We start from the raw sequence: 23908 nt of genomic DNA on the forward strand, positions 1-23908 counted from the left end.
ATAGTTTTAATATCTCATAGAATTAACACATAGCGCAACAAAAAAAACACAAGTTTTACGTTTTTTGTTAACTATTTTTTAAGACTCTTCAAAAACAACTAATTAGCAACAGTATATAAGTTATGATTTACTCTAAGTTTTGCCAAGATATTGTTACTCCCTTAAAGGAGATCCAAGTGGCTGTGGCTGTTTCTGGAGGAAGCGATTCTGTGGCTCTATGCATCTTGTTAAATAGATTTGTTAAAGAGTATGGAGGAGAGCTACATTGTTTAACTATAGATCATCAGTTAAGAAGCGATTCATTATCTGAAGCTATTAAAGTTGGAGAAATTTTAAAAAAACGGGGCGTTAACCACCAAATTATTTCATGGAAGGGAAAGAAGCCTAAGTCTAACATTCAAGAAGAAGCACGTCTTGCTAGGTATAGCTTACTTACAGAATATTGTCATAAAAATAATATTTCTTATTTGGCTACTGGCCATCAAAAAAATGACCAAGCCGAAAACTTTATTATTAGGCTTGATCACGGAAGCGGAGTTTATGGATTATCTGGTATTCCAAGGATTGGAGAATTTAATAAAATTAAAATTATTAGACCCCTCTTAAATTTTACTAAACAAGAGTTACAAGAGTTTTTAGTTTCTCAAAATATTAAATGGATTGAAGATCCTTCTAATCACAATGAGAAATTTACTAGGGTGAAAATTCGTAATATATTAAAGCAATATCCTGAATGGATCGACAAACTTGCAACAGTAAGCGATAATTTATCCAAAACTAAAGACTGTATTGAATATTTTCTTAATAAATCAATTAAAGAATTAGTGGAGGTTCACTCTGACTTTGTTTCTATAAAACAAGAAGGCTTTAATGAATTGCCCCAAGAGATTAGATTTAGAATGCTAACAAAGCTGTTGCAGGAATTTAGTTCTAATTTAAAGCCTGCAAGAGGGGAAAGATTAGAAAATTTATTAGCAAAGATTAAAACCGGCAAAGAATTTAAAGCATCCACTTTATCCGGATGTTTGATCTCTAGAAAAAAAGATAACATTATTATTACATTGGAAGAAAAATGAGCATTATTATAGAAACTGAAAGATTGTTTTTAAGAACTTGGGAAGAAAAAGATATTGAGCCCTTCTATTCTATGAATCAAGACCCTAAAGTTATTGAATACTTGGCTGGTCCTATGGATATAGAGCAAGTGGAAGACTTTATTCAAAAGATGAAAATTCAGCAACAGAAAAGAAATTATAGTTTATGGGCTGTAGAGTTAAAAAGCTCAGGTGAATTTATTGGATTTATTGGTCTTAATTATACAGATTGGGAAGCGCATTTCACTCCAGCTGTTGAAGTGGGATGGAGGCTTGATTCTAAATATTGGGGAAATGGTTACGCACCTGAAGGAGCAAAAGCCTGCTTAGATTATGGTTTTAATAAAATAGGCCTTGAAGAGATTATCTCTTTTACCGTGCCAGAAAATGCTAACTCACTGAGAGTTATGGATAAAATTGGTTTAAAAAGAGATATAAAAGATGACTTTATACACCCTAAGCTGCCGAAAGAGAGTCGACTATCACAACATGTGTTATATAGACTAAGGAAAGAACCTTACTTAAAATAATATTCTTGTCTTTATTTTTAAAATTCATATAATCTTAAATTATGGATATAAAACATGAAACTCAGTTAACTATAACTACTACAACCGGTTAGTCCGGTCATATATCTTTTCGCTCATTTTTCAATTGGTTTTTAAAAATTTCTTAAATTAAAGAGAGTCTCATGTTTCGTCAAATGCCTTTTATTTTATTAGCAATAATTTTAACAGTTATATTGCTAAATCCTCTATTGCCTTTAAGTTTGCAGCAATTTTTATATGCAATAAGTCTATCTATAAAGTCTATAATTATTATTATATTGCCTTTTATTATTTTTGCTCTGTTATTTAAAGCAGCAGTTACTTTATCTAATAAAGCCACCAAGATTATTGGGTTTATTCTAATATTAATTTGTTGCTCTAATTTTATTGCCACTTTTTTAAGTCATTATGTAGGGATGTGGATTTATAATTTTGATTTATCAATGCTTGCTCCAGAGAAATCATCCGAGCTTAATCCATTATGGTCTTTAGAATTTCCAAAGTTAATTGCTAATGATAAGGCAATGTTTGCTGGAATTATCTTAGGTTTAATTGCCACAAAGTTTGCTGAAAAGAAATCAACAAAAATAGCGAATATCTTTGATATCATTGTAAATAAAGTTTTGAATTGGATTGTTTATGCTATTCCGTTTTTTGTTGCTGGATTTGTTGTGAAATTGCAATCTGATGGAGTGGTGGGGATTATTATAAAAGACTATGGCTTAATTTTCCTCATTATTGCCTTAGCTCAGTTTAGTTATATTATATTGGCTTATTTTATTTTAAATAACTTAAAGATTAAAGCGGCTCTTAATAATATAAAAAATATGATTCCTGCTGCTATAAGTGGTTTTAGTACTATGTCTAGTGCTGCCAGTATGCCTCTTATAATTATTGGCGCAGAAAATAATGCAAAGAATAAAGATTTAGTGCGTTCGGTTATTCCCGCAAGTGTAAATATACATCTTATAGGAGATTGTTTTGCTATTCCTATTTTAGCTTTTGCCATCTTAAAAAGTTTTGGCATGAGTGATCCTTCTATGCTTAATTACCTTATCTTTACCTGTTATTTTGTTTTAGCAAAGTTTTCAGTAGCTGCAATCCCAGGTGGTGGAATTCTTGTGATGCTACCAATATTAGAAGGATATTTGGGGTTTAATTCTGATATGATGTCTTTAATTACAGCTCTTTATATTCTATTTGATCCTGTAATAACCTGCGCAAATGTTTTTGCTAATGGTGCCTTTGCTAAAATGATTGATAAAGTGATCTCTTTTGGTCATAGGGGAAAAATAAAGTAGAATTTAAGTGGTTAAACTCAATGATTAGTCATAAATTGCAGCTCTTATGAAAGCTTTGATAAGGAGCAGGTCATCTTCAGTGGCGAGAAATTCTGGGTGCCATTCAACCCCTATAACAAAATCATAATTTGGCATTTCAATTGCTTCAATAATACCGTCTTCAGCAAGAGCAGAAATTATCATTTCAGGATCAACTGATTTAACGGCCTGATGATGTGAGCTATTCACTTGCATTTCTTCTTTCTGGATTATTTTATGCAATAAACTTCCTGGTTCTATTTTTATAGAATGAGATGTTTGTGACATTGGAATGCCAAGCTTTATTTGTTCATGTTCTAAAGCTTTTGGATTATAGCGGTTAATATCTTGAATGAGCCTTCCACCATACATTGCTGCAAGTAATTGTTGGCCAGCGCATATGGCTAGAATTGGAATATTTTTGGCTAAAGCCGCTTTAATTAAAGCAGTTTCAAAATCTGTACGATTAGTTCTTAAATTTCTGGTGCCTTCTTCTATTTCCTCTCCATATACTGCTGGGTCAAGATCATAATCACCCCCAGGAACCATCAGAGCATCAATTATTTCTAAATAAGCATCTATTGCATCCATATCATAAGGAAGGGTTATGGGAATGCCGCCATTTTCTGAAATACATGAGGTGTAATTTGTTCTTATGGCATACCAGTCATGAGATTTAGAATATGTGGGGGAATCATCCCAATCAAGTGTGATGCCGATTATTGGTTTTTTAGTCATGTTTTTTATCTAGTTATTCTAAGGTGATTAATGTAGTATATAATTTTAAACTAAAGGGAAACAAGATGCTATCTTTATTATGGCTTAGAAGGGATTTAAGGTTAGAGGATAATTTATCGTTATATTCTGCTCTGCAAGCTGTGGATAAAATTCAGCCAATCTTTATTTTTGATGATAATATTCTAGCAAGATTTACCAATCCTAATGATAGGCGGATAAGCTTTATTATTGATGCTTTAAGAGCTATGAATAAGGAATTGGAAAAAAAGAATTCAGAAGTTTTGGTGTTTTATGGTAAGCCTGAGGTTTTAATACCGCAAATATCTGCTTGCTTAAAGGTGAATAAAATATTCGCTGGGCAAGATTATGAGCCATATGGAATGAAAAGAGATGCGAATATAGCAAAACAAGTGGATTTAGAGCTAAATAACGATCATTTATTGATGGCGCCGGACAAGGTGTTAAAAGATGACGGAAACCCTTATAAAGTATTCACTCCATATTTTAAGAGATGGCAGGCTGTCATAGGTTTAAAAGATTATGATAGTTACAATGCAGATGATTCAGGTAGGTATGCAAATAGTAAAACTTTAAGAGAAATTTTAGCTCAACATGATTTACATCCCTTAGATTTAAATGAGGATGTTCCTGGGTATAAATATCAAGAAGTTACTAATTGGCCGATAGATGCTTTGGTGGATAGGTTTAATAATTTTTTAGATAACAAACTGGTTAATTATAATGAAGGGAGGAATTATTTAGCTGAAGATAGAACTAGCTGTTTATCTCCTTACATTCGTTTTGGTTTAATATCAATTCGACAATGCTATAGATCCGCAAGGGAAATGAAAGGTTCCTGGCAATGGATTGCTGAACTTGCTTGGCGAGATTTCTATGCGATGATTTTATATCATTATCCTGAAACTGTTTCTAAAGAGATGCAGCCGCAATATAGAAATTTAAAATGGAGCGAAGACTCAAAGCTTTTAGAGAAATTCACATTAGGGCAAACAGGATATCCTGTGATTGACGCGGCAATCAGGCAATTGCTGCAAGAAGGCTGGATGCATAATAGAGCAAGAATGATTGTGGCAAGCTTTTTTACTAAAAACCTATGGCTTAATTGGCGTTTAGGTGAAGAATTCTTTGCTCAACAGCTAATGGATTATGAACTAAGTTCTAATGTTGGTGGCTGGCAGTGGAGTGCTTCCACAGGAACAGATGCTCAACCATATTTTAGAATGTTTAACCCCTATCTTCAGTCAAAAAGATTTGATCCACAAGGAGATTATATTCGCAAATATCTGCCGGAATTAAAGAGTTTATCAAATAAAGAAATTCATATATCTGGATTATATCCGCCTATAGTTGATTATGAATCTTCTCGAAAGAAAGCAATAGAGAGTTTTAAGAAGATTGGTTAGGTATATTATGCTGACCTTATTAATTTAGTGGAATATAGAGAGGAACCTCTGTAATATGTTGTTTTTATAGTATTCAAGTTAAAGAATTATACTTGCCCCAAGTTCCCCGATGGGCTAAGGATGTAAGAGGAGACATAATGAACAAACCAATCATAATTATAGGAAGTGCTAGAAGCACCGGCCAAACAAGAACAGCAATTGAAACAATAATTGAGGATGCTAATATTCCTATTGTTGATTTGCATTCTTTAAACATTAGCCCTTTTGATTATGAACATAAAAATGAATATGATGACTATATTCCCTTGATGGAGAGAGTGACAGGGGAGAATGATCTAATTATTCTGGCAACTCCTGTATATTGGTATAGCATGAGTACCACCATGAAGATATTTATTGATAGAGTGAGTGATCTACTTTCTATAAGAAAAGATGTGGGGAGAAAATTAAGGGGTAAGAAAATATTCGTTATTGCTAGTTTTGGCACATCTTTACCAAGAGGATTTGAAGATCCTTTCTCTCAAACCTGTGAATATTTGGGGATGGAATACCGAGGCTGTAGTTTTATCTATCATGGCAATGATCAGGATTTGCTTCAAGGAAACAAGGAGCAAATTAGGAAAGCTCAAAAAGAATTGGCTATTACTGTTTGACTAAACCTGTCTGTTGTTTTATAAAACTTATCAATTCAATAACAGTAATGGAGAATATATAATGCCGCAAGATAGTCTTGAAGATTTAATGGGTAGCTATAAGAACGCTTTTAAGTGGGTGAACAAATTTATCAAAGATATAGACTTTAATAAAGAGAGCCCAACGTTTGCCACTATACCTATAAATCGTATGGGAGAAGATAAAGTAGCGTATATCAGAAATTTAAATATTAAAATGAATATAGAGTTAGAAGTGGTTTCTAGGCTTTATAAAGAAATAAGTGCAATAATTGAAACTTTAGAAAGTAATCTGGAAACTGATCCAAATATTACCATTTCTCAATTGCTGAAGATAATGAAGTTTTATCCAGATGAATCTATAGCCCTGTTCACGGGGAATATGCCATCTGTTCTGGAGTCTGCAAGAGCTGCAGATTTATTACCTCAAATGATAGAAACTAGAGACTCTCTTGATGTGGCTTACTATGCCGTATTAGCGGTGTATCAAATTAATGATGTTACTGCTAGAGGGATAGAAGGGACAAGAAATGAAGCAGATTCAAACAGAGCTGAAGAATGCGTGGAATATATCAAGAAGATTAAAGTTATTAGAACAGAGATACTCAATAAAAGAAAAGCTGCAGAGCAGGAAATTAAAGATGCTCAAGCCAAAGAAGATTCTAAAGAGGATGGTGAAGAGCATGATGGAAAACCAACAGCAGAAGAATTTGATGAAATGCAGGCTAATTCTTCTTGTGAGCCTAGCTCAGCACCAAGTTCTATTCCAACGGGAATGCCAAACGCAATGCCGACGGGAGTTCCCATAGAAATGCCTACGGAAATGTCTGGGGGAGTATATGCGGTTTCTCTTCTTATGTTTGATGAAAGTTTTTAGTTAAAAACTTGATTTAGTTATAGCGCTTCTTTACAATTAAGAAATGTGGGTAGTTATAAGGAGTATATAGCAATGCAAGATCTTATTATAGATTTGATGGAAGATCCAGAAGGGTTTAAGACCAAGGTAAAAAATGGTTTAGACGTGAATGCTCAGGATGAGAATGGGAAGACCATTTTACATCATTTAGCAATAAGTCTTGAATACGCTTCTAATGTGGAGGTGAAGGAAGATATTTTTGCTGCTATGAAGGTGGTATTAGATTTGGGAGCTGCTCCACATCTTTTAGATAAGGATGGCAGAGCTGCGGGGGCTTATATAGATCAAATAGAGGAAAATAATCCCGCGCTTAAGATGATTTATGAGGCTCAACAGAAATTTAATCCTGGTAAATCTCAAGATAAATATTCTCCAATAGGTAAAGAGACTAAAGAGCAAGCTCAGACTGCTGCTGCTCAGTTGCAAGATTTAATGCGTCAAAGTGGAGAAAAAGGAGTTATAATTTGCAAGCAAAATAACTCCAGAAAAGCAAAATCTAGATAGTTTAATATAAAACTAATGAGTTAATAATCAGAGCAAAGATCAAATAAATTATGCTTAAATTCTTCGGTTATTCCTGGAATTTGATATTGATTGAGATTATTGCACAATAAAGCGGTTTCTTCAGGGAAGTTGTTTTGTAGGTCCTTAAAATTATCTTTAAATTGTGTTAGAAGTTCATTCTTTAGAGATATAGGGTGATCAGGATTAATAAAAGAATAAGCCATATCTGATAAATCTAGCAAAGATCCAATATCTGTTTTAATTGAAACGGAATTAATGCTTCTTTTTATTGTATCAAGGTCAGGTAGATTTTTTAATGATTTTAATACAGTTTTATAATTTACATTTGGCATTTTTATATTCCTCCAGTGAGTAGTTGATGTTGACAATGTATCATAAAACTAAATTTGCGTAAAGATTTTATAGTAAAAACAATTTTTATTGAATATTAGATCTTAACTTGGCATTATCTTTGATAAGAGGTTTTTAAATGACACTAGCTATTGAAATATCGAACTTATATAAAACATATCCTCCAGAGGTTAATGCGGTTAATGGTTTGTCGCTCTCAATAGAGCAGGGGAGCTTTTTTGCTTTATTGGGGCCCAATGGTTCTGGAAAAACCACTACTCTTGGAATTATTTCTTCCCTTGTGAATAAAGATGCCGGAATGGTTAAAGTATTTGGCCATGATATAGATAAAGAGCCATCCAAGGCTAAAAGCTTTTTAGGGCTAGTTCCGCAAGAATTTAATTTTTCTATTTTTGAAACTTCACTTGATATTTTAATTAATCAGGCCGGTTATTTTGGTGTTAAAAAGAGTATTTCTTTAGAGAGGGCTGAGAAATATCTCAATATGTTAAATTTATGGCATAAGAGAGACACTCCAGCAGGAAAGCTCTCAGGAGGAATGAAGCGTAGATTGATGATTGCCAGAGCAATGATGCATAATCCAAAAATATTGATTCTGGATGAGCCAAGTGCTGCTTTGGATATCGAGGCAAGGCATCAAATTTGGGATTTTTTGAGGCTGGTGAATGAGAAAGAAAATATCACTATCATTCTAACTACCCATTATTTAGAAGAGGCTGAACGTTTATGTAAAACAATAGCTATTATTGAAGCCGGAAAAATTATCACTCAAGACACAATGGAGAATATATTATCTTCATTTGTGAGACAACGTTACGTTGCTGAATTGCATAAACCAGTTGAAAAACTACCTATATTAGAAGACGTGCATTTGAATTTAAGAGATCCTAAGAAATTGGAAATAGATTTTAAAGTGCCAGAAGATATTTCGTCTGTGATGAGTAAGCTTGCTAAAGAAAAAATAGAAGTGAAAACTTTGAGTTTGCAAGGAAATAGATTAGAAGAATTATTTTTAGAGTCAGTAGGGAAATAAACAGATGAATATAAAACTTATGTTAACAGCAGTTTTTACAATTATGCGTAAAGAAATTATGCGTATTTTAAGAATATGGCCGCAGACTCTTATTCCTCCTGTGATTACCACTAGTCTTTATTTCGTGATTTTTGGTAAAGTTATTGGAAATAACCTAAATTTAGTTGAAGGGGTTAGTTATATTAGTTATATCATTCCAGGACTCATCATGAACGTGGTAATTGTTAACTCTTTTGCCAATACAGTTAGTTCTTTTTTTAATGCCAGAATGTATCATTCTATAGAAGAGATGTTAGTGTCTCCTATGCCTAATTGGTTGATAATATTAGGTTATGTTGCAGGAGGTGTAACTCGTGGATTATTAGTTGGGGTATTAATTATTATAGTAGCTTATTTTTTTGACAATATTAATCCGGTACATTTATTATTTACCATAACTGTAATTATATTTTCTTCAATGCTATTTTCTTTTTTGGGAATTATAAATGGCTTATTGGCACGTAATTATGATGATATGACTTGGGTGCAGAATTTTGTTTTAACTCCTTTAATTTACTTGGGAGGGGTGTTTTATCCCATTAGTATTCTACCAGAATTCTGGCAGCAAGTTTCTTTATTTAACCCTATATTATACATGGTCAATGCATTTCGCTATGGAGTGCTGGAGATATCCAGTGTTGATCCATATATAGCGTTGTTTTCTTTATTGTTTCTTAATGTAATAGCTTATTCTGCATTATGTAAAATGATGAATATGGGAGTGGGAATTAGGAAATAATATGGATAATATTATGTACTATTTATGCATTGCCGCCACTCCAGCAAGAATAGATAAAGAATCTAAATTTTCTTTTGAAAGTTAACAATTTAGAATGTTAAGTTAAAATTTAGAAAAGTAGGGTTTTGCTTGTAAAAAATCTTCCTGTAATGTACTCTGTTTTAAGAAAAATATTTAATATGAAGGATAAAAATTATGAGTCAAGAAATTATGACTAATGTTGTTTCTAAAGGGGCAGATTTATCAATTATAGGATTGATTTCTGGGGCAGATATAGTGGTAAAATTAGTATTGTTGTTGCTATTGATGGCTTCAGTTTGGAGTTGGGCAATTATAATTGATAAATATTTACTGTTGAATAAGGTAAAGCAGCAGATTATAAAATTTGAGAAAGTTTTCTGGTCAGGGCAATTATTAGACCAATTATATGAAAAGCTAAAGAGGAGAGCTTCTCATCCTTTGGCAGCTGTATTTGTTGCTGCTATGGATGAGCGGAGTAGGCAAAGACAGAATAAAGGACAAAAGACTTTGTCTTATTTAAGTATTGGTTTAAAGGATCGCATTGCTCAAGTGATGGACATGGAAAAGAACCAAGGAATGGAAGAGTTGGAAAAGAATCTCTCCTTTTTGGCTGTAGTTGGTTCAACCTCGCCCTTTATTGGGTTATTTGGAACTGTTTGGGGAATTATGAATAGTTTTCAAGCGATAGCTGCTATGAAAAATGCAACTATTGCAGTAGTCGCCCCTGGTATTGCTGAAGCTTTGTTTGCAACAGCTGTTGGCTTGGTGGCTGCTATTCCTGCGGTGATATTTTATAATTTTCTCTCAAGTAAAATTAATGAAATTAATAATAAAGTAGAAAGTTTTTCTAGTGAGTTATATTCATTGTTTGCTCAAGAAATTGATAAGGGAATGGAAAATGGCTACCAAGATAGTTAATTCAAGAAGAGGAAAAAGGGGGTTGATGAGTGAGATTAATATCACTCCGTTTGTTGATGTGATGTTGGTTTTATTGGTAGTGTTTATGGTGACGGCTCCAATGATGATTTCTGGAATTAATGTTAATTTACCTGAAGCTACATCATCTCCTTTAAGTGGAAGTGATGAGCCATTAACCATAACTGTTACAAATAAGGGAATGGTTTATATCCAAGATGTTGTAGTTAATAAAACGGGGCTAATTCCTAAATTAAAAGCTATAACAAAAGAGCAAAAAGATAGTAGAATTTTAGTTCGTGGGGATAGAGCAACTAATTATGGTGATGTGATGTCAGTAATTGGAGCAATTAACGAGGCTGGGTATAATCATATATCGTTAGTAACCCAAATTGAAAATAAGAAATAGTTTTATGAAGAAGATTACTCAGATTATAGCTAATATAAAGCAGCATCTGGGAATAAGTATTTCTGTTTTCTTTCATTTTATTCTATTTGTCATATTATTATTCAATTTTCCTCAATGTCAGCGCAAAAAACCACCGGAAGCAATCATTTCTATAGATCTATTGCCAATAGCTAAAAAGACAAATATTGAAAACAAAGAAGCTATTAAAAAAATAAAGGAAGCTAAAATTATTGATAAACCAAAAGCGTCAGATAAACCTAAGCCAGAACCTGTAAAAGAGAAAGTTAAGCAAGAAGAGAATTCTAAGGATAAACCTAAGCCTAAAGCAGAGAAGAAGGAGAAAAAGAAGTCGGCTCCTAAAAAAGAAAAAACCAAGGTGAAGTCTAAGCCTAAAGTTACAGCAGAGGATCAATTATTAAAGAGCTTATTAGCAGATGTTGCTAAGAATGAAGCAAAGGAACAAAAGGCAAGCAAAGGGCCAATAGAAATAGAAGAATCCTTGTCTTTAAGCGTTAAGGATTCTATCAAGAAGCAAATAGAAAGCTGTTGGAATCCTCCCGCCGGCAATAAACATGCTGCAAGGTTAAAAGTTTTACTTAATATTAGTTTTAAACAAGATGGTGAAGTTGCAAATGTAAGAATTATTGATAATAATAAGTATGCTAAAGATGATTTATATAGAGCTGCTGCTGACGCGGCAATGCGAGCAGTATATAAATGTAGTCCTTTGCGAGATCTTCCTGCAGATCAGTATAAAATATGGCAGAATTTAGAGTTTTACTTTGATCCAAGTGAATTAATTTATTAAATAGGTGATTTATGAAAAAATTATTGGTGTTATTAGTGGTACTAATAGGTTTACAAGTTTCTGCTGTTGAAAGAATTGACATTACTAATGGTAAAGTTGATCCTATGCCCATTGCTAGTCCAAATTTTGTGGCTAATAATGCTATAGCAGGAGAGATACTTCAAGTAGTTCATAACGATTTGCAAGGAACAGGTCTATTTAGGATAATTAATAAAGATGCTTATATTGAAGCAATTCAAAATGTGAGAAAATATCCTAAATTTTCAGCTTGGAGAATAATTAATGCTTCCGCTTTATTAACAGGAGAAGTTTCATTTACTAATTCTAAAGAGATCAAAGTAGAATTTCATTTGTGGGATCCTTATGGAGAGAAATCTATAAAAGCAGGTATTTATCAAGGTAAGGAGAAGGATTGGAGACGAATTGCACATAAAATTGCTGATGATGTATATAAACGTCTTACAGGTGAGGAAGGGTATTTTAACACTAAGATTATTTTTATTGCAGAATCAGGTCCAGCTACGCATAGGATAAAAAAATTGGCTATTATGGATCAAGATGGAGCTAATTTAAAGTATTTAACTGATGGGAGAAATCTAACTCTTACTCCTAGATTTTCTCCAGATAGTTATAAAGCGCTTTATCTTTCATACAAAGATAACAAGGCTAGAGTTCATTTGCGTGATTTGAATACTCAGAAAGATAATATCTTAGGGCATTTTAAAGGAATGACTTTTGCTCCGAGGTTTGCACCTTCCGGAAAAGAAATGGCTATGTCTTTAGCTATGAAGGGAAGCAGTGACGTAATGGTGATGGATTTAGAAACCATGAATTATAAGAAAATAACATCTGGATCTTATATAAATACTAGCCCATATTTCTCTCCAGATGGAGAAAAAATAGCTTTTATTTCTGATCGTAGTGGTGCTTCACAAATTTATGTAATGAACAAGGATGGTAGTGATCAGAAAAGAATTAGTTTTGGTCAAGGACGCCATTACACACCAATTTGGTCTCCTAGAGGAGATTTTATAGCTTTTACAAAGAGCTATCAGGGGAAATTTTATATAGGTGTGATGAGGCCAGACGGTTCGGGTGAAAGAATTTTAACACAAGGATATTTTGTTGGCAATCCGACTTGGTCACCAAATGGCAGAGTTATGATGTATACCAGAACAGAGAAGTATCAGGGGGGAGGGAAGCCGCTTAAATCTAATTTATGTACTATAGATATTACTGGTAATTTTGAAAGAACTTTGCAGCTTCCAACGGATGCTTCTGATGCTAACTGGTCAAAGTTATTAAAATAACAAAAAGATATTATTAATTATATACTCTTTAGTGCTATAATAAGCTATAATCTTGAATTTAGTTTAAGAAATCTTGGATAAAATTAAGATGGGTCTTGAAATAACATAGTGTGCTTATTACATAACGGTTGAATACTGTGTAAAAATAGTGTATAATAATTGAATATTTATTAACTTTTTCGTTATATAGTTGTAAATATTAATTAAACAATTGAGGGTAAATCAGTGAGTAAGAATTCACAAAATACGTTAGTTAGAGTTTTAGATCAGTGTCGTCCAGTTTTTTGGGTGGTGTTTGCGTTTGCGTTTGCAGTAAATTTATTAATGCTAGTCACTCCTCTTTATTCCTTACAAGTTTTGGATAGAGTTTTATCAAGTCAAAATAAAAACACTCTATTAATGCTAAGTTTACTAATGGTAGCTTTGTATATTGCTCTGCATATGATTCAGGTTGCAAGGTCATTTACCTTAATCAAATTAGGTGAATGGTTAGATAGGCAGTTATCACCAGATTTGTTTGCGAATTCTGTAAGAAGCGCAGCAATGAAAGCATCTGTTGGTGGTGCGCAAAACCTTCGTGATTTACAAACAGTAAAAACATTTCTAACAAGTGTAGGAATTAATACGCTTTTCGATGCTCCTTGGTCTATTATTTATATCATAGTTTTATTCTTGATCCATCCATGGATGGGGTGGCTATCTGTGATTGGTGCAATGTTGCTTTTAACTTGTGCATTTTTAAATGCATATGCTACGAATACAAAGCTAAATGAAGCTAATCAACAATCTATGCATAGTATGAATCAGTCGGATATTGCTACTCGTAATGCAGAAGTAATTGAAGCGATGGGTATGATGAACGCGGTTATAAAGAATTGGCAAAGATACCAACAAAAGTCTCTAAACTTTATTTCTACTGCAAGTTATAGGAATGGCATAATCTCTAATATGGCTCGTTTCATTAGAATGATCCTTCAAATGTTGGTAACTGGGCTTGGTGCGTATCTTGTGATTGTTGAGCCACTAAATATGACTATGGGGGCTATGATTGGTAGTTCTATTATTATGGGTAGAGCCTTAACTCCTTTTGATAACGCTATTGAGATTTGGAAACAAATAAGTGGGGCGATGAAGGCTTATGATCGTCTTAAAGTTGCTTATGTAAAACTCTCCGATCGTCAAGAGTCTATGAAACTTCCAACTCCAACAGGAAAGTTATCTGTTGAGAATGTGTTTTTTGCTCCAAGTATTCCAGGTGCTACTGGACCTGTGCCTTACACTTTAAAAGGGGTGAATTTTAATTTAGACCCAGGAGATATCCTAGCTATTATTGGTCCAAGTGCTGCTGGTAAATCAAGTCTCGCTAAAGTGATGGTTGGTGTATGGAAAACAATGCAAGGATCTGTAAGATTAGATGGAGCAGATGTTTACACTTGGAATCGTGAAGATTTTGGCAATCATGTAGGATATTTACCTCAAGATGTAGAGTTATTTGGTGGAACTATAAAAAGTAACATTGCTAGACTAAGAGAAGATGTAGATCCTCAAGACATTGTAGAAGCTGCTCAAATGACAGGAGCTCATGACTTAATACTTCGTTTAAAAAATGGTTATGAAACAGATATTGGGATTGGTGGAGCTAATTTATCTGGTGGGCAGAGACAAAGAATAGGTTTAGCACGTGCATTTTTTGGTAATCCAAAATTTGTAGTGCTTGATGAGCCAAATGCTAATTTAGATGAACTTGGTGAACAGGCTTTAGTTGGAGCAATTAATCATGCTAGAGCTAAGAAAATAACAACAGTGGTTATTTCTCACCGTCCATCTATTTTATCTTGTGTTGATAAAATTTTAATATTGCAAGAAGGAGCGGTAGCTGCTTTTGGAACTAAAGATGAAATTATGGCAAAATTTGCAAAACCTGCTAATACTGCCATTGCCAACCCAGGCGCTAAACCACAATAATTTAAGTGATGATGATTATGAAAATTAAAGGTACCTCAAAAATTATATCTGAAGAAGAAGTGAAGGAAGAAAGCTTGGCTTCTGCAGCATCAGAAAAGAAAAAAACTCAAGAATCTATTGTGCAAGAAGAAGAAAAGCATGAGCAAGAAAACTTGGTTTCTGCAGCAGAAGGATCAGATTTATTATATGAAGAAGTTCCTAAAGGAAAATTTCATCAAGTAAAAAATTTGGCTAAGGATATGAAGCAGGAGATTGTTGAGCAAGGTAAAAAGCATAAACTTCTTGCAAAAGAAACTATACAAAAAGCTAGAGGGCTTTCTCCTCATGTTGATAAGTTTGTTACAGTTATGGATAAGTCAATTAACTACTTATCAACTCCTCAGTCCGCAGAAGGAAGAAGTGAAGTAGTTCAAGAGACTAGAGCTCCTTCTGTTTTTGGCATTTGGGTATTAATTATTACCTTTGGATTCTTTGGGATGTGGGCAACTTTAGCGCCGTTAGATAGTGCGTCACATGCTCAAGGTAAAATAATTCTTGATTCAAAGAAAAGAATTATTCAACATCCGGAAGGAGGAATTATTAAGTCAATTTTAGTTCGTGATGGTGACGAGGTAACTAAAGGTCAAACTTTAATATTATTAGATGATGCGCAACTTAGAGCTCAAAAAAACCAGTATAAATATAAATATATAACTTCTCTTGCCGAAGTTACAAGGCTTGTTGCAGAGAGAGATGGTAAAGAAGAGGTAGTTTTTCCTAGTGAACTAACAGATGATGTTGATGATCCAGAAGTTAAGAAAGCTATAGATAATCAGCAAAAAGTTTTTGATGCTAAGAAAGCTAATATTGCTTCAAGAATTGCTCTTACAGAAAAAAATACTGCTCAATATCTTGAAAGAAAAAATTCTATATTACCGCAAATTGAAGCGACAGATAAATTAATTCAAATTAGTTCTGATCAAGTTACAACTTATAAAAAATTATTTGCTAAAGGAAATTTAAGTAAGCCTGATTTACAAAGGGCTGAGGGGCAGAAAGCTGAATATGAAGGTAGAAAAGGAGATTTATTAGCAAAATTGGCAGAAACTGAACAACAGATTCTTCAGAGTCAGATAGCATTACAAAATGATAAAGATAAACAATTTGAAGAAACTGTTAGCCAGTTGAAGGCTGCCCAAGCAGAGCTTTCAAGAGACTATGAAGCTTTAAAAGATATTACTGAGCGGTTGAACCGTACAGTGATTACATCTCCTGAAGCTGGAGTTGTTTCGAATATTTATGAAAAATTAAGCCCACAAGGTACTATTCAGCCGCAGCAACCACTTATGGAAATTGTTCCTCAGGATGATGAATTGATAATTGAAGCAAAAATTAGAGCTGATGATATTTCTGTTGTCAGAGTTGGTCAGCTTTCTAGAGTGCGTTTAACTGCATACAGAGCTAGAGTGGTTCCAGTATTAGAGGGTAAAGTGATTAGTTTATCTGCTGATGCTGTAGTAGCTGATGGCCTAGAGCTTCAGACAGGGGTTCCTCCTTTATACTACAAAGCACGCATCAAAATAGATCAAGAAAATCTAAAGAAAATATCTGATCTTAAAGGTGTAGTTCTGTATCCAGGTATGGGGGTTGATGTTATGATAGTTGTTGGTACAAGAACTATGTTGAAATATCTAATGGATCCTATAACCATGACATTGGATCATGCATTCAAAGAGAAATAATAGTATTTATATATCGGCGTCAAAGTAATATGACGCCGTATTTTCTTTATTTTCTTCGTATTTATTTATATGATATAATCCTCCAAACAACTTAAATCACGGCTCTTAAATCATGAGAAAAATATATATAATTGCCGGTGAAGCTTCTGGGGATAATATTGGCGCTAAGTTAATGAAGGCCATAAGGTCACAAAACCCCAACGTAGAGTTTTATGGTATAGGTGGTGATAAGATGCAAGGGCAGAAAATGAAACTGCTCTTTCCTGCTAAAGAATTATCAGTGATGGGTTTTTTAGAAGTTCTACCACATATTTTTAAGTTTCTTAAGTTAATTAAACAAACTATCGAAGATATTATTAGAATTCAGCCAGATGTAGTTATTACTATTGATTCTCCAGGCTTCTGTTTCCGGGTGGCTAAGAATGTAAAAGAAAGAATCAAAGGAAAGCTAGTTCATTATGTGGCTCCAACCGTATGGGTATATAAACCAGAGCGAGCAAAGAAAATTGCTAAATTATATGATCATTTATTAGTAATTTTACCTTTTGAACCAGAATATTTTTTAAAGGAGGGACTTGCTACTAGCTATGTTGGCCATCCTGCTATTGAAGATCTAAAAATGCAAGATAAACAGATCTTTAGAAATAAATATAAGATACCTCAAGGCAATTTATTAGTTTGTTTGGCTCCAGGTAGTCGAAAACAGGAAATAAAAAGATTGTTACCTATTTTTTTAGAATCTATTCAATATTTATCTAAAAAGGTTAAACAAAACATTACTATAGTGATTCCGATTAAAGATTATCTTAAGAAGATGATAGAGGAAGGGATTGATGAATCATTGGATATAATATTAGTAGATGAAAAAGATAAAGAAGGTCTATTTAGTTCTTGTGATGTAGCATTAGCTAAGAGCGGCACAATTACTACAGAATTAGCATTTTACCAAATGCCAATGGTAGTTGGGTATAAAATTAATCCCATTTCTTATTGGTTGTTAAAAAGAATGGTTGTTGGTAAATATGCGACTATTTTGAATGTATTAGCGGATAAAGAACTGGTTCCAGAGTTATTGCAAGATAAATGTAATCCATTAGAAATAGGTGAAGCTTTATATCAGGCCACATTGCTGCAAAACAGGACTAAATGGAATAAAGAAGTAAAGTTGCAATTAGCAAAGCTACAAGTTGGTAAGAAGATACCAAGTCAATTGGCTGCTAAGGTAATATTAAATATATAATCTATGTTTCTAAAAATTCTACTTTAGCTGTTTCTAGGTTGAGTACCGCTCCTACAATCTTAATTTTCCTATTAGCTACCATTTCCTCAATAATCTGGCTGGAATGAGATAATTGATCAACAGAGGCCATCACATTTGCTTCAACTGCTTGATCCATTTTATCTGTGTGAGATAAATCACTCCTTTTTGCAATGCAAGAAATATGTGGTTTGATACGACTTACTATGCCATGGATATTTTTAGATTCTATAGGAGTTTTATTTTCAATATAGTCAATGGTGGCATTTATGGCTCCGCATTGACTATGACCCATAACAACAACCAGCTTTGTACCAAAAGTGCTTGCAGCAAATTCTACACTACCTACTAATGATGGTGCAACAATATTGCCGGCGACACGTATTACAAATAAATCACCGATATCTTGATCAAAAATCATTTCTACTGGAGCTCTAGAATCTGAACAACAAAGAATGATAGCTTTAGGAGATTGTCCAGTTTTGGCAAATTCTTTAATTTTACGCAAAGAAGAATGAGAACATTGAACAGATTGTCCTTTCAGGAATCTTATATTACCGTCTTTTAATTCTTGTAAGATCTGATTTGAATAATTCATGATCCCTCCTGATTGTGACTTTTAATTAAGCTCTTTATATTTTCCATTATCAAATATAATATCCCATGACTTTTCGAAGAAATATCCTTCTTCTTGATTAGATCTTTCAAAAATATTTATTAGGTTTTTATAATATTGTTTATTATGAATCATTATTACTTCTTTATCAACTGCAAATTGGGCTCCCATAGCCCATCCAATCACAGTATTATTAGGTAATTTTCTTTTTAAGATTTTATCTATAAAGTTTTGTAAGTTATCATTTTCTATTCCTTCTCTAAATCCTATATAATGTGGATGAGTCTTCAAATAAGATGATTGATCGTCTAGTCTATCTGGATCTCTTCTATAATATGATTTAATATAGGAACTAAAAGAATCTCCACAGCGTGCAATAATGTTTCTACATTTATTAGATATATTTCCAAAGATACGAGTTTTATACCTTATCAAAGGCAAATATAATTCATTTTTATGATCATAAGGGTTTCCTTGAAGGAACAGAGTTCTGTCAGCCAGATTATTATAATTACTAATAATATGATATAGATATGTATGAGATTCTCTACCTATATTGGGTAATTGTACGATATTCCAGTTAGGTTGAGAAATAATATTGTTTTCACCTTTGTTATATATAGTAATTTTTTCATCTGGGAACTCAGTTTTTAGCCAATTTAAGTCTTCATTATATCTGCTGACCACAACTTCAAAGGATCTTAAGCCATTTAAGTATGAAGCTATAAAATATGTTGCAATTAAAACTAGTGTTAATGTACAAAAATATGCAATATATTTGTTCAAGTTTCTAACTCTATGATGTTTCTATATCAGGTGCGTCAACTTGTTTCATTCCCACAGTATGATATCCTGAATCTACATGAACTAATTCTCCAGTGATACCACTACCTAGATCTGACAATAATGCAAGTGATGCCTTACCAACGTCCCAAATGGTGGTGTTGCGTTTTAATGGTGAGTTATATTCATTCCATTTTAGTATATAACGGAAATCACCAATTCCAGAGGCCGCTAATGTTTTTATAGGACCGGCGGAGATTGCATTAACTCTAATGTTGTCTTTACCCATATCATTAGCTAAATATTTTACACTAGCTTCTAAGGCTGCTTTGGCAACTCCCATTACATTATAATGAGGTACGTATTTCTCAGCGCCATAATAAGATAGGGTTACCATAGAGCCAGCATCTTTCATAAGTGGTGCAGCCATTTTCGCAATTTTAGTGAAAGAATAGCAAGACACATTCATAGTATTGAGAAAGTTATCCATACTAGTATCGCTATATCTTCCTTTCAATTCATTTTTATCTGAGAAAGCAATAGCATGAACTAAAAAGTCAAGTTTCCCCCATTTCTGTTCTATTTCTTTAAATAAAGCTTCAAGACTTGCATCATCTAGAACATCGCAAGAAATCAGCAAAGAGCTACCTAGAGACTCAGCGAGAGGTTCTGCTCTTTTTTTCATTATGTCACCCTGGTAGGTAATTGCTAAATCGGCTCCTTGAAGAGCGCAAGCTGCAGCTATTCCCCAAGCTATTGACTTATCATTTGCAAGTCCCATAATAAGGCCTTTTTTTCCCTTTAGTAAAGAACCTTGTGGAAGATTTTCTAAGACGTCTTGAGCTAAATTCATAATATTTACTATCCTTTAATTATTGATAACTTTGCCTTTGTCACCTGGTTAACTATAGGTAGTTTTATATCCATCTTGAGTTTTTCAGTGACAGTAATCTTTTGAGCATTTTTTATGGTCATAGTATCAGTTATATCCTTAGATTTTCTAACTCGATTGTCAATAAAAAGAGTTATCAATTTTTCTCCTAAAGTTTACGCCCAACAGACATAGAATACCTATATTTTGCTTTTTTTACCATAGTTTTTAGCATGGCATATAAGTAAGATTAAGATTATTATTAAAAAACTATATGCGTTATGCGTTGACAAGCCTTCTATTAGTTATAGTTAGTTTTACTTAATAGATTTATATCATTTTTTTATAAATTGCAATAATAATGATTGTAAAGTTCTTAGTGAAGTGAGATTATTAGCGTTATTTGGAACAGTAATGATACTATAAAATTATGGGTAATCACGGACATCATTCGCCTATTCATGACTTAAAGCAAGAAGAAAACCAGAAATTAATGAAAATTTCTACCTATATTACTGTGGTTGGGGTTTCTTTAATAATATTAGCTAAAATATACGGTTGGTTCACAACAGAATCCGTAACAATTTTAGCAAGTTTAGTAGATTCATTGTTAGATATTTGTGTGTCTATAATGAACTTATTGGCGCTACATTATGCATTGCAGCCTGCAGATCATCAGCACCGGTTTGGGCATGGAAAAGTTGAAGATATAGCAGTTTTCTCTCAAGCAGTTTTTTTTGCTCTTTCAGGCCTAGGTCTAATATTTACAGCGGTTAAGCGTTTTTTTTATCCTAATGATCAAATTCTAAGTTCAGGTAATTTAGGGATAGAAATTCTAATTTTTTCTATAATTATTACGTTGATTATAGTAGTGTTTCAATATTATGTAATGAATAAAGCTAAATCTCATATTATAGAAGCAGATTCTGTTCATTATATCACAGATTTTCTTGCCAATGTTGCCGCTATTATTGGTATTGTTGTTGCAGTGCATTATGAAATGCCAATGTTTGATAGTATTACAGCTATTGCAATCTCAATTTATATTATTTTAAATGCTGTGAAGCTTTTTAGAAGAGCATTTAATAATTTAATGGATCATGAATTAGATGAGAGTGAAAGACAAGTTATTATAGAAATAATAAAGTCGCATAACAAAGTGAATGGGTTTCATGACTTAAAAACACGTTATGCGGGGACTAAACCATTTATACAATTTCATTTAGAGCTGGACCAAAATATGACTTTAAAAGAGGCTCACGTTATAGCTATTGAAGTAGAGCACAAGATTTTAGATCAAATACCTAATGCAGAAATTATTGTTCATCAGGATCCTGATGGTGTTGAAGAAGAGGTTTCATACGTAGATTAGATGTTTAAGAGTCCATATATGAAGTCAGCAATTAAGATGGCTACAAATGCTTTTATTTCTGAAGAAGTTCCTGTAGGAGCGGTTGTTATCAATCCTAAAACAAAAGAAATTATATCTCAGGCACATAACTTAGTTGAGCATAAAAAAGATCCTATAGCTCATGCCGAAATATTAGCCATTCAATCTGCCTGTCAATCCTTAGGGAGCAAAAGTTTATCTGGGTTAGATTTATATGTCACCTTACAGCCTTGCTCTATGTGCTTACAGGCAATATATAATGCTAGATTAAGGCGAGTTTACTTTGGAGCATATGATATTACGGCAGAGGATAATATAGTTTCAGTAAATAGTAAAATAGAGATTTATGGTGGTGTAGAAGAGGAAGAATGTAAGTGCTTGCTAGATAAGTTTTTTCAGGAGAAAAGAAGAAGCCCTATAAAATTATAGGGCTATTTTTATTAAGATTAGTCTCTTCTTCCACCAAATAAACGAAGAAGCATTATAAATAAATTTATGAAGTCTAGATATAATCTTAATGCCCCATGAATAGCAATTTTGGTAGTAATTTCTCTGTCCATTCCTGCTGATTGTAAATAGATGTTTTTTAATGCTTGAACATCATATGCAGTAAGGCCTGTGAATACTAGTACCCCAATTACAGATATTGCAAATGATAGTGCAGAGCTTGCCATAAACATATTAACTACAGAAGCCAATAATATACCTATTACACCCATCATTAGGAATGACCCAAAAGCTGTCAGGTCTTTTTTAGTTGTATATCCATAAATACTCATCGCTCCAAAAACAGATGCAGTAACAAAGAATGTTCTAGCTATGCTTTCCCCAGTATAAGCTAAAAATATCGGAGCTAATGACAGACCCATCAAGGCAGAATAAGCCCAGAACACCAATTGAGCAGATTGAACAGACATAGTATGAATTTTAGCAGATAGGAAAAATACCATAAATAAAGGTGCCAGCATAACTACCCATCCTGTAAGAGAAAGGTTCATTCCTGTATTACTTTGTGTATATAACATGCTTAAAAATGCTTGAGAATTTCCAGCTACATAAGAGACCACACCAGTAATTGCTAGTGCTAGGGTCATGAAGTTAAAAATTTGTAGCATATAGGCACGTAAGCCTTCATCATATTTGACAGATGTTTCAGCAGATGCGTTGTATTTTGTGAAGTTCATTTTATACCTCTAAATTATAAGTTTATAACACGTATGTTGTTATTCTTGGAGCCAAGTATACTCAACTAAACTTTAAGTGTCAATTATATGTATTTCATATATGTGTTATAAGGTGCTATTTCAAGTGACATAATTAGTATTATATCAGCTATGCTCTATGCTCCTAGCTGTTATATTTAAGGAGCATAGTAGATTTTCTAAAATTTATACTCCATGCACTAGCTTGGCCAATTTCTTTTTATGTCTAGCTTCAGCGCTTAGCAGATATATTCCGGATCCTAAAATCAAGCAATAACCAATATTTGAACTAAAGTTTGGAATGGTTCCAAAGAAGCAATACCCTAATATTCCACCAAAGACTAATCTGGTATAGTCAAAGGGAACTACTACAGACATTTCTGCTATTTTTAATGACTGAAAATAGCAGGCAACATGCATAAAATGAAGCATTGCTGCACAGATAAGCAAACCAGTAAGTTGAGGAGTTAAAGTGGTGAACGGATTGACGTCATTAATCCATAAAATATCAATTCCACTTATAGTTTGTGTTTCCCAGCTGAATATTGCTGCAGGAAAAGATACTAATACAGATATTAATGATACGTAAAATAATTGAGTTCTATTTGATTCAGTTTTTCCTAAAGTTTTTACAATAGAGCTATTTATTGTCCAAAGTACAACTGCAGCCAGTATAATTAAGTAATTATAGTTAAATTCTGGAGCTTCTGATCCATCAAATAATGGTAAATTTAAACCATTGTCAGTGATCTCTATCAATGGGTATACAACAAATAGCATTCCAATACAGCTTAAGATTACAGTGGTTACCCTAATTTTGGAAAGCTTCTCATTAAAATATAATGCTCCGATAATCATTAATAAAACAGGTTCCATTTTATTAAGAGCAGTTGCGCTGGCTACACTTACCTTACTTAATCCATAAAAAAATAGCAAAGCAGCAAGTGTGCTAACAAAACCTCTAACTAAATGAAGTTTAAGTTTTTTAGTTTTAATGCAGCCAATGCCATCATATAAGACCCATGGAATAACAACAGCTAACACTAAGAATTTGTAGAAAAAAACTACCTGATTGGAAGCTATATTTTCGGTTAAATATTTTATTATGACATAAAGCATCGAGGTGGCGAATGCATTTACCAACATTAAAAAAATTCCGTTGGTGTTTTTATAGAGGTGATTTTTGGAAGACATATATTATCCCTAAAATTGAAGTTATAAAAAATGATATCAATAAAGGAA

25 protein-coding genes are annotated in these 23908 nt (G+C 33.2%); 18 read left to right on the forward strand and 7 right to left on the reverse strand.

Going from position 1 to position 23908, the window contains the following annotated elements:
- Positions 1-122 precede the first annotated feature (122 nt).
- The 3 genes from tilS (at position 123) to N4A31_00995 (ending at position 2943) form a co-directional block, all read left to right on the forward strand.
- Positions 123-1076 (forward strand): tRNA lysidine(34) synthetase TilS, encoded by a 954-nt coding sequence (gene tilS / locus N4A31_00985; GenBank protein MCT4634807.1) that lies wholly within the window; start codon positions 123-125, stop codon positions 1074-1076.
- Positions 1073-1624, forward strand: coding sequence for a GNAT family N-acetyltransferase (locus N4A31_00990; GenBank protein ID MCT4634808.1), 552 nt, complete (start codon positions 1073-1075; stop codon positions 1622-1624). Before tilS ends, N4A31_00990 begins: the two co-directional genes overlap by 4 nt.
- A gap of 161 nt (positions 1625-1785) precedes the next feature.
- Positions 1786-2943 carry a dicarboxylate/amino acid:cation symporter gene (locus tag N4A31_00995; protein MCT4634809.1) on the forward strand — a complete coding sequence of 386 codons (1158 nt, stop codon included), beginning with the start codon at positions 1786-1788 and terminating at the stop codon, positions 2941-2943.
- A 24-nt stretch (positions 2944-2967) separates the two neighbouring features.
- On the opposite strand, the gene N4A31_01000 is transcribed toward N4A31_00995, so the two are convergent.
- A complete protein-coding gene (locus N4A31_01000; GenBank protein ID MCT4634810.1) occupies positions 2968-3699 on the reverse strand; it encodes a gamma-glutamyl-gamma-aminobutyrate hydrolase family protein in 732 nt (243 codons plus the stop codon).
- Between the two features lie 65 nt (positions 3700-3764).
- Between N4A31_01000 and N4A31_01005 the strand changes: the two genes are divergently transcribed.
- The 4 genes from N4A31_01005 (at position 3765) to N4A31_01020 (ending at position 7214) form a co-directional block, all read left to right on the forward strand.
- Complete coding sequence (locus N4A31_01005) at positions 3765-5123, forward strand: DNA photolyase family protein (GenBank protein MCT4634811.1); 1359 nt, start codon at positions 3765-3767, stop codon at positions 5121-5123.
- Positions 5124-5260: 137 nt separating this feature from the next.
- Positions 5261-5776: an NAD(P)H-dependent oxidoreductase gene (locus N4A31_01010; GenBank protein ID MCT4634812.1), complete on the forward strand. Its 516-nt coding sequence runs from the start codon at positions 5261-5263 to the stop codon at positions 5774-5776.
- A 61-nt stretch (positions 5777-5837) separates the two neighbouring features.
- Positions 5838-6671 (forward strand): hypothetical protein, encoded by an 834-nt coding sequence (locus N4A31_01015; GenBank protein ID MCT4634813.1) that lies wholly within the window; start codon positions 5838-5840, stop codon positions 6669-6671.
- Positions 6672-6743: 72 nt separating this feature from the next.
- Complete coding sequence (locus N4A31_01020) at positions 6744-7214, forward strand: hypothetical protein (GenBank protein MCT4634814.1); 471 nt, start codon at positions 6744-6746, stop codon at positions 7212-7214.
- A gap of 20 nt (positions 7215-7234) precedes the next feature.
- Here the strand turns inward: N4A31_01020 and N4A31_01025 are convergent, their stop codons facing one another.
- Positions 7235-7567, reverse strand: coding sequence for a hypothetical protein (locus tag N4A31_01025; protein ID MCT4634815.1), 333 nt, complete (start codon positions 7565-7567; stop codon positions 7235-7237).
- 137 nt (positions 7568-7704) lie between these two features.
- Between N4A31_01025 and N4A31_01030 the strand changes: the two genes are divergently transcribed.
- The 9 genes from N4A31_01030 to lpxB all read left to right on the forward strand — a co-directional run bounded on the left by N4A31_01030 (position 7705) and on the right by lpxB (position 17786).
- Positions 7705-8619: an ABC transporter ATP-binding protein gene (locus N4A31_01030; protein ID MCT4634816.1), complete on the forward strand. Its 915-nt coding sequence runs from the start codon at positions 7705-7707 to the stop codon at positions 8617-8619.
- Between the two features lie 4 nt (positions 8620-8623).
- Positions 8624-9397 (forward strand): ABC transporter permease, encoded by a 774-nt coding sequence (locus N4A31_01035; protein ID MCT4634817.1) that lies wholly within the window; start codon positions 8624-8626, stop codon positions 9395-9397.
- Positions 9398-9592: 195 nt separating this feature from the next.
- Positions 9593-10336, forward strand: coding sequence for a protein TolQ (tolQ, locus tag N4A31_01040; GenBank protein MCT4634818.1), 744 nt, complete (start codon positions 9593-9595; stop codon positions 10334-10336).
- On the forward strand, positions 10317-10742 hold the full coding sequence (locus N4A31_01045; protein ID MCT4634819.1) for a biopolymer transporter ExbD: 426 nt from the start codon (positions 10317-10319) through the stop codon (positions 10740-10742). The genes tolQ and N4A31_01045 overlap by 20 nt, the downstream gene beginning before the upstream one ends.
- 4 nt (positions 10743-10746) lie before the next feature.
- A complete protein-coding gene (locus N4A31_01050) occupies positions 10747-11550 on the forward strand; it encodes a hypothetical protein (GenBank protein ID MCT4634820.1) in 804 nt (267 codons plus the stop codon).
- Positions 11551-11561: 11 nt separating this feature from the next.
- On the forward strand, positions 11562-12860 hold the full coding sequence (tolB, locus tag N4A31_01055; protein MCT4634821.1) for a Tol-Pal system beta propeller repeat protein TolB: 1299 nt from the start codon (positions 11562-11564) through the stop codon (positions 12858-12860).
- 210 nt (positions 12861-13070) lie between these two features.
- Positions 13071-14825, forward strand: a complete 1755-nt coding sequence (locus N4A31_01060) for a type I secretion system permease/ATPase (GenBank protein MCT4634822.1) — start codon at positions 13071-13073, stop codon at positions 14823-14825.
- 17 nt (positions 14826-14842) lie between these two features.
- Positions 14843-16546: an HlyD family type I secretion periplasmic adaptor subunit gene (locus tag N4A31_01065; protein ID MCT4634823.1), complete on the forward strand. Its 1704-nt coding sequence runs from the start codon at positions 14843-14845 to the stop codon at positions 16544-16546.
- Between the two features lie 112 nt (positions 16547-16658).
- Positions 16659-17786 carry a lipid-A-disaccharide synthase gene (lpxB, locus tag N4A31_01070; protein ID MCT4634824.1) on the forward strand — a complete coding sequence of 376 codons (1128 nt, stop codon included), beginning with the start codon at positions 16659-16661 and terminating at the stop codon, positions 17784-17786.
- A gap of 1 nt (position 17787) precedes the next feature.
- Here lpxB and N4A31_01075 read toward each other — a convergent pair whose 3' ends face one another.
- From N4A31_01075 to fabI, 3 genes are read right to left on the reverse strand one after another with little or no spacing between them, the layout of a single operon-like run.
- Positions 17788-18402, reverse strand: coding sequence for a carbonic anhydrase (locus N4A31_01075; protein ID MCT4634825.1), 615 nt, complete (start codon positions 18400-18402; stop codon positions 17788-17790).
- A gap of 21 nt (positions 18403-18423) precedes the next feature.
- Positions 18424-19206 (reverse strand): DUF3431 domain-containing protein, encoded by a 783-nt coding sequence (locus tag N4A31_01080; protein ID MCT4634826.1) that lies wholly within the window; start codon positions 19204-19206, stop codon positions 18424-18426.
- A 10-nt stretch (positions 19207-19216) separates the two neighbouring features.
- Positions 19217-20056: an enoyl-ACP reductase FabI gene (gene fabI, locus N4A31_01085; GenBank protein ID MCT4634827.1), complete on the reverse strand. Its 840-nt coding sequence runs from the start codon at positions 20054-20056 to the stop codon at positions 19217-19219.
- 448 nt (positions 20057-20504) lie between these two features.
- On the opposite strand from fabI, the gene N4A31_01090 reads away from it, so the two are divergent.
- Together N4A31_01090 and N4A31_01095 are read left to right on the forward strand one after the other, a co-directional pair.
- Positions 20505-21446 carry a cation diffusion facilitator family transporter gene (locus N4A31_01090; GenBank protein ID MCT4634828.1) on the forward strand — a complete coding sequence of 314 codons (942 nt, stop codon included), beginning with the start codon at positions 20505-20507 and terminating at the stop codon, positions 21444-21446.
- A gap of 18 nt (positions 21447-21464) precedes the next feature.
- Complete coding sequence (locus tag N4A31_01095; GenBank protein ID MCT4634829.1) at positions 21465-21893, forward strand: nucleoside deaminase; 429 nt, start codon at positions 21465-21467, stop codon at positions 21891-21893.
- A 17-nt stretch (positions 21894-21910) separates the two neighbouring features.
- On the opposite strand, the gene N4A31_01100 is transcribed toward N4A31_01095, so the two are convergent.
- Together N4A31_01100 and N4A31_01105 are read right to left on the reverse strand one after the other, a co-directional pair.
- Positions 21911-22648, reverse strand: a complete 738-nt coding sequence (locus N4A31_01100) for a Bax inhibitor-1/YccA family protein (GenBank protein ID MCT4634830.1) — start codon at positions 22646-22648, stop codon at positions 21911-21913.
- Positions 22649-22852: 204 nt separating this feature from the next.
- Positions 22853-23860 (reverse strand): DMT family transporter, encoded by a 1008-nt coding sequence (locus N4A31_01105; protein MCT4634831.1) that lies wholly within the window; start codon positions 23858-23860, stop codon positions 22853-22855.
- Positions 23861-23908 lie beyond the last annotated feature (48 nt).

This window comes from Rickettsiales bacterium (assembly GCA_025210695.1).
In the GTDB taxonomy this organism is placed as follows: Bacteria; Pseudomonadota; Alphaproteobacteria; order Rickettsiales; family CANDYO01; genus CANDYO01.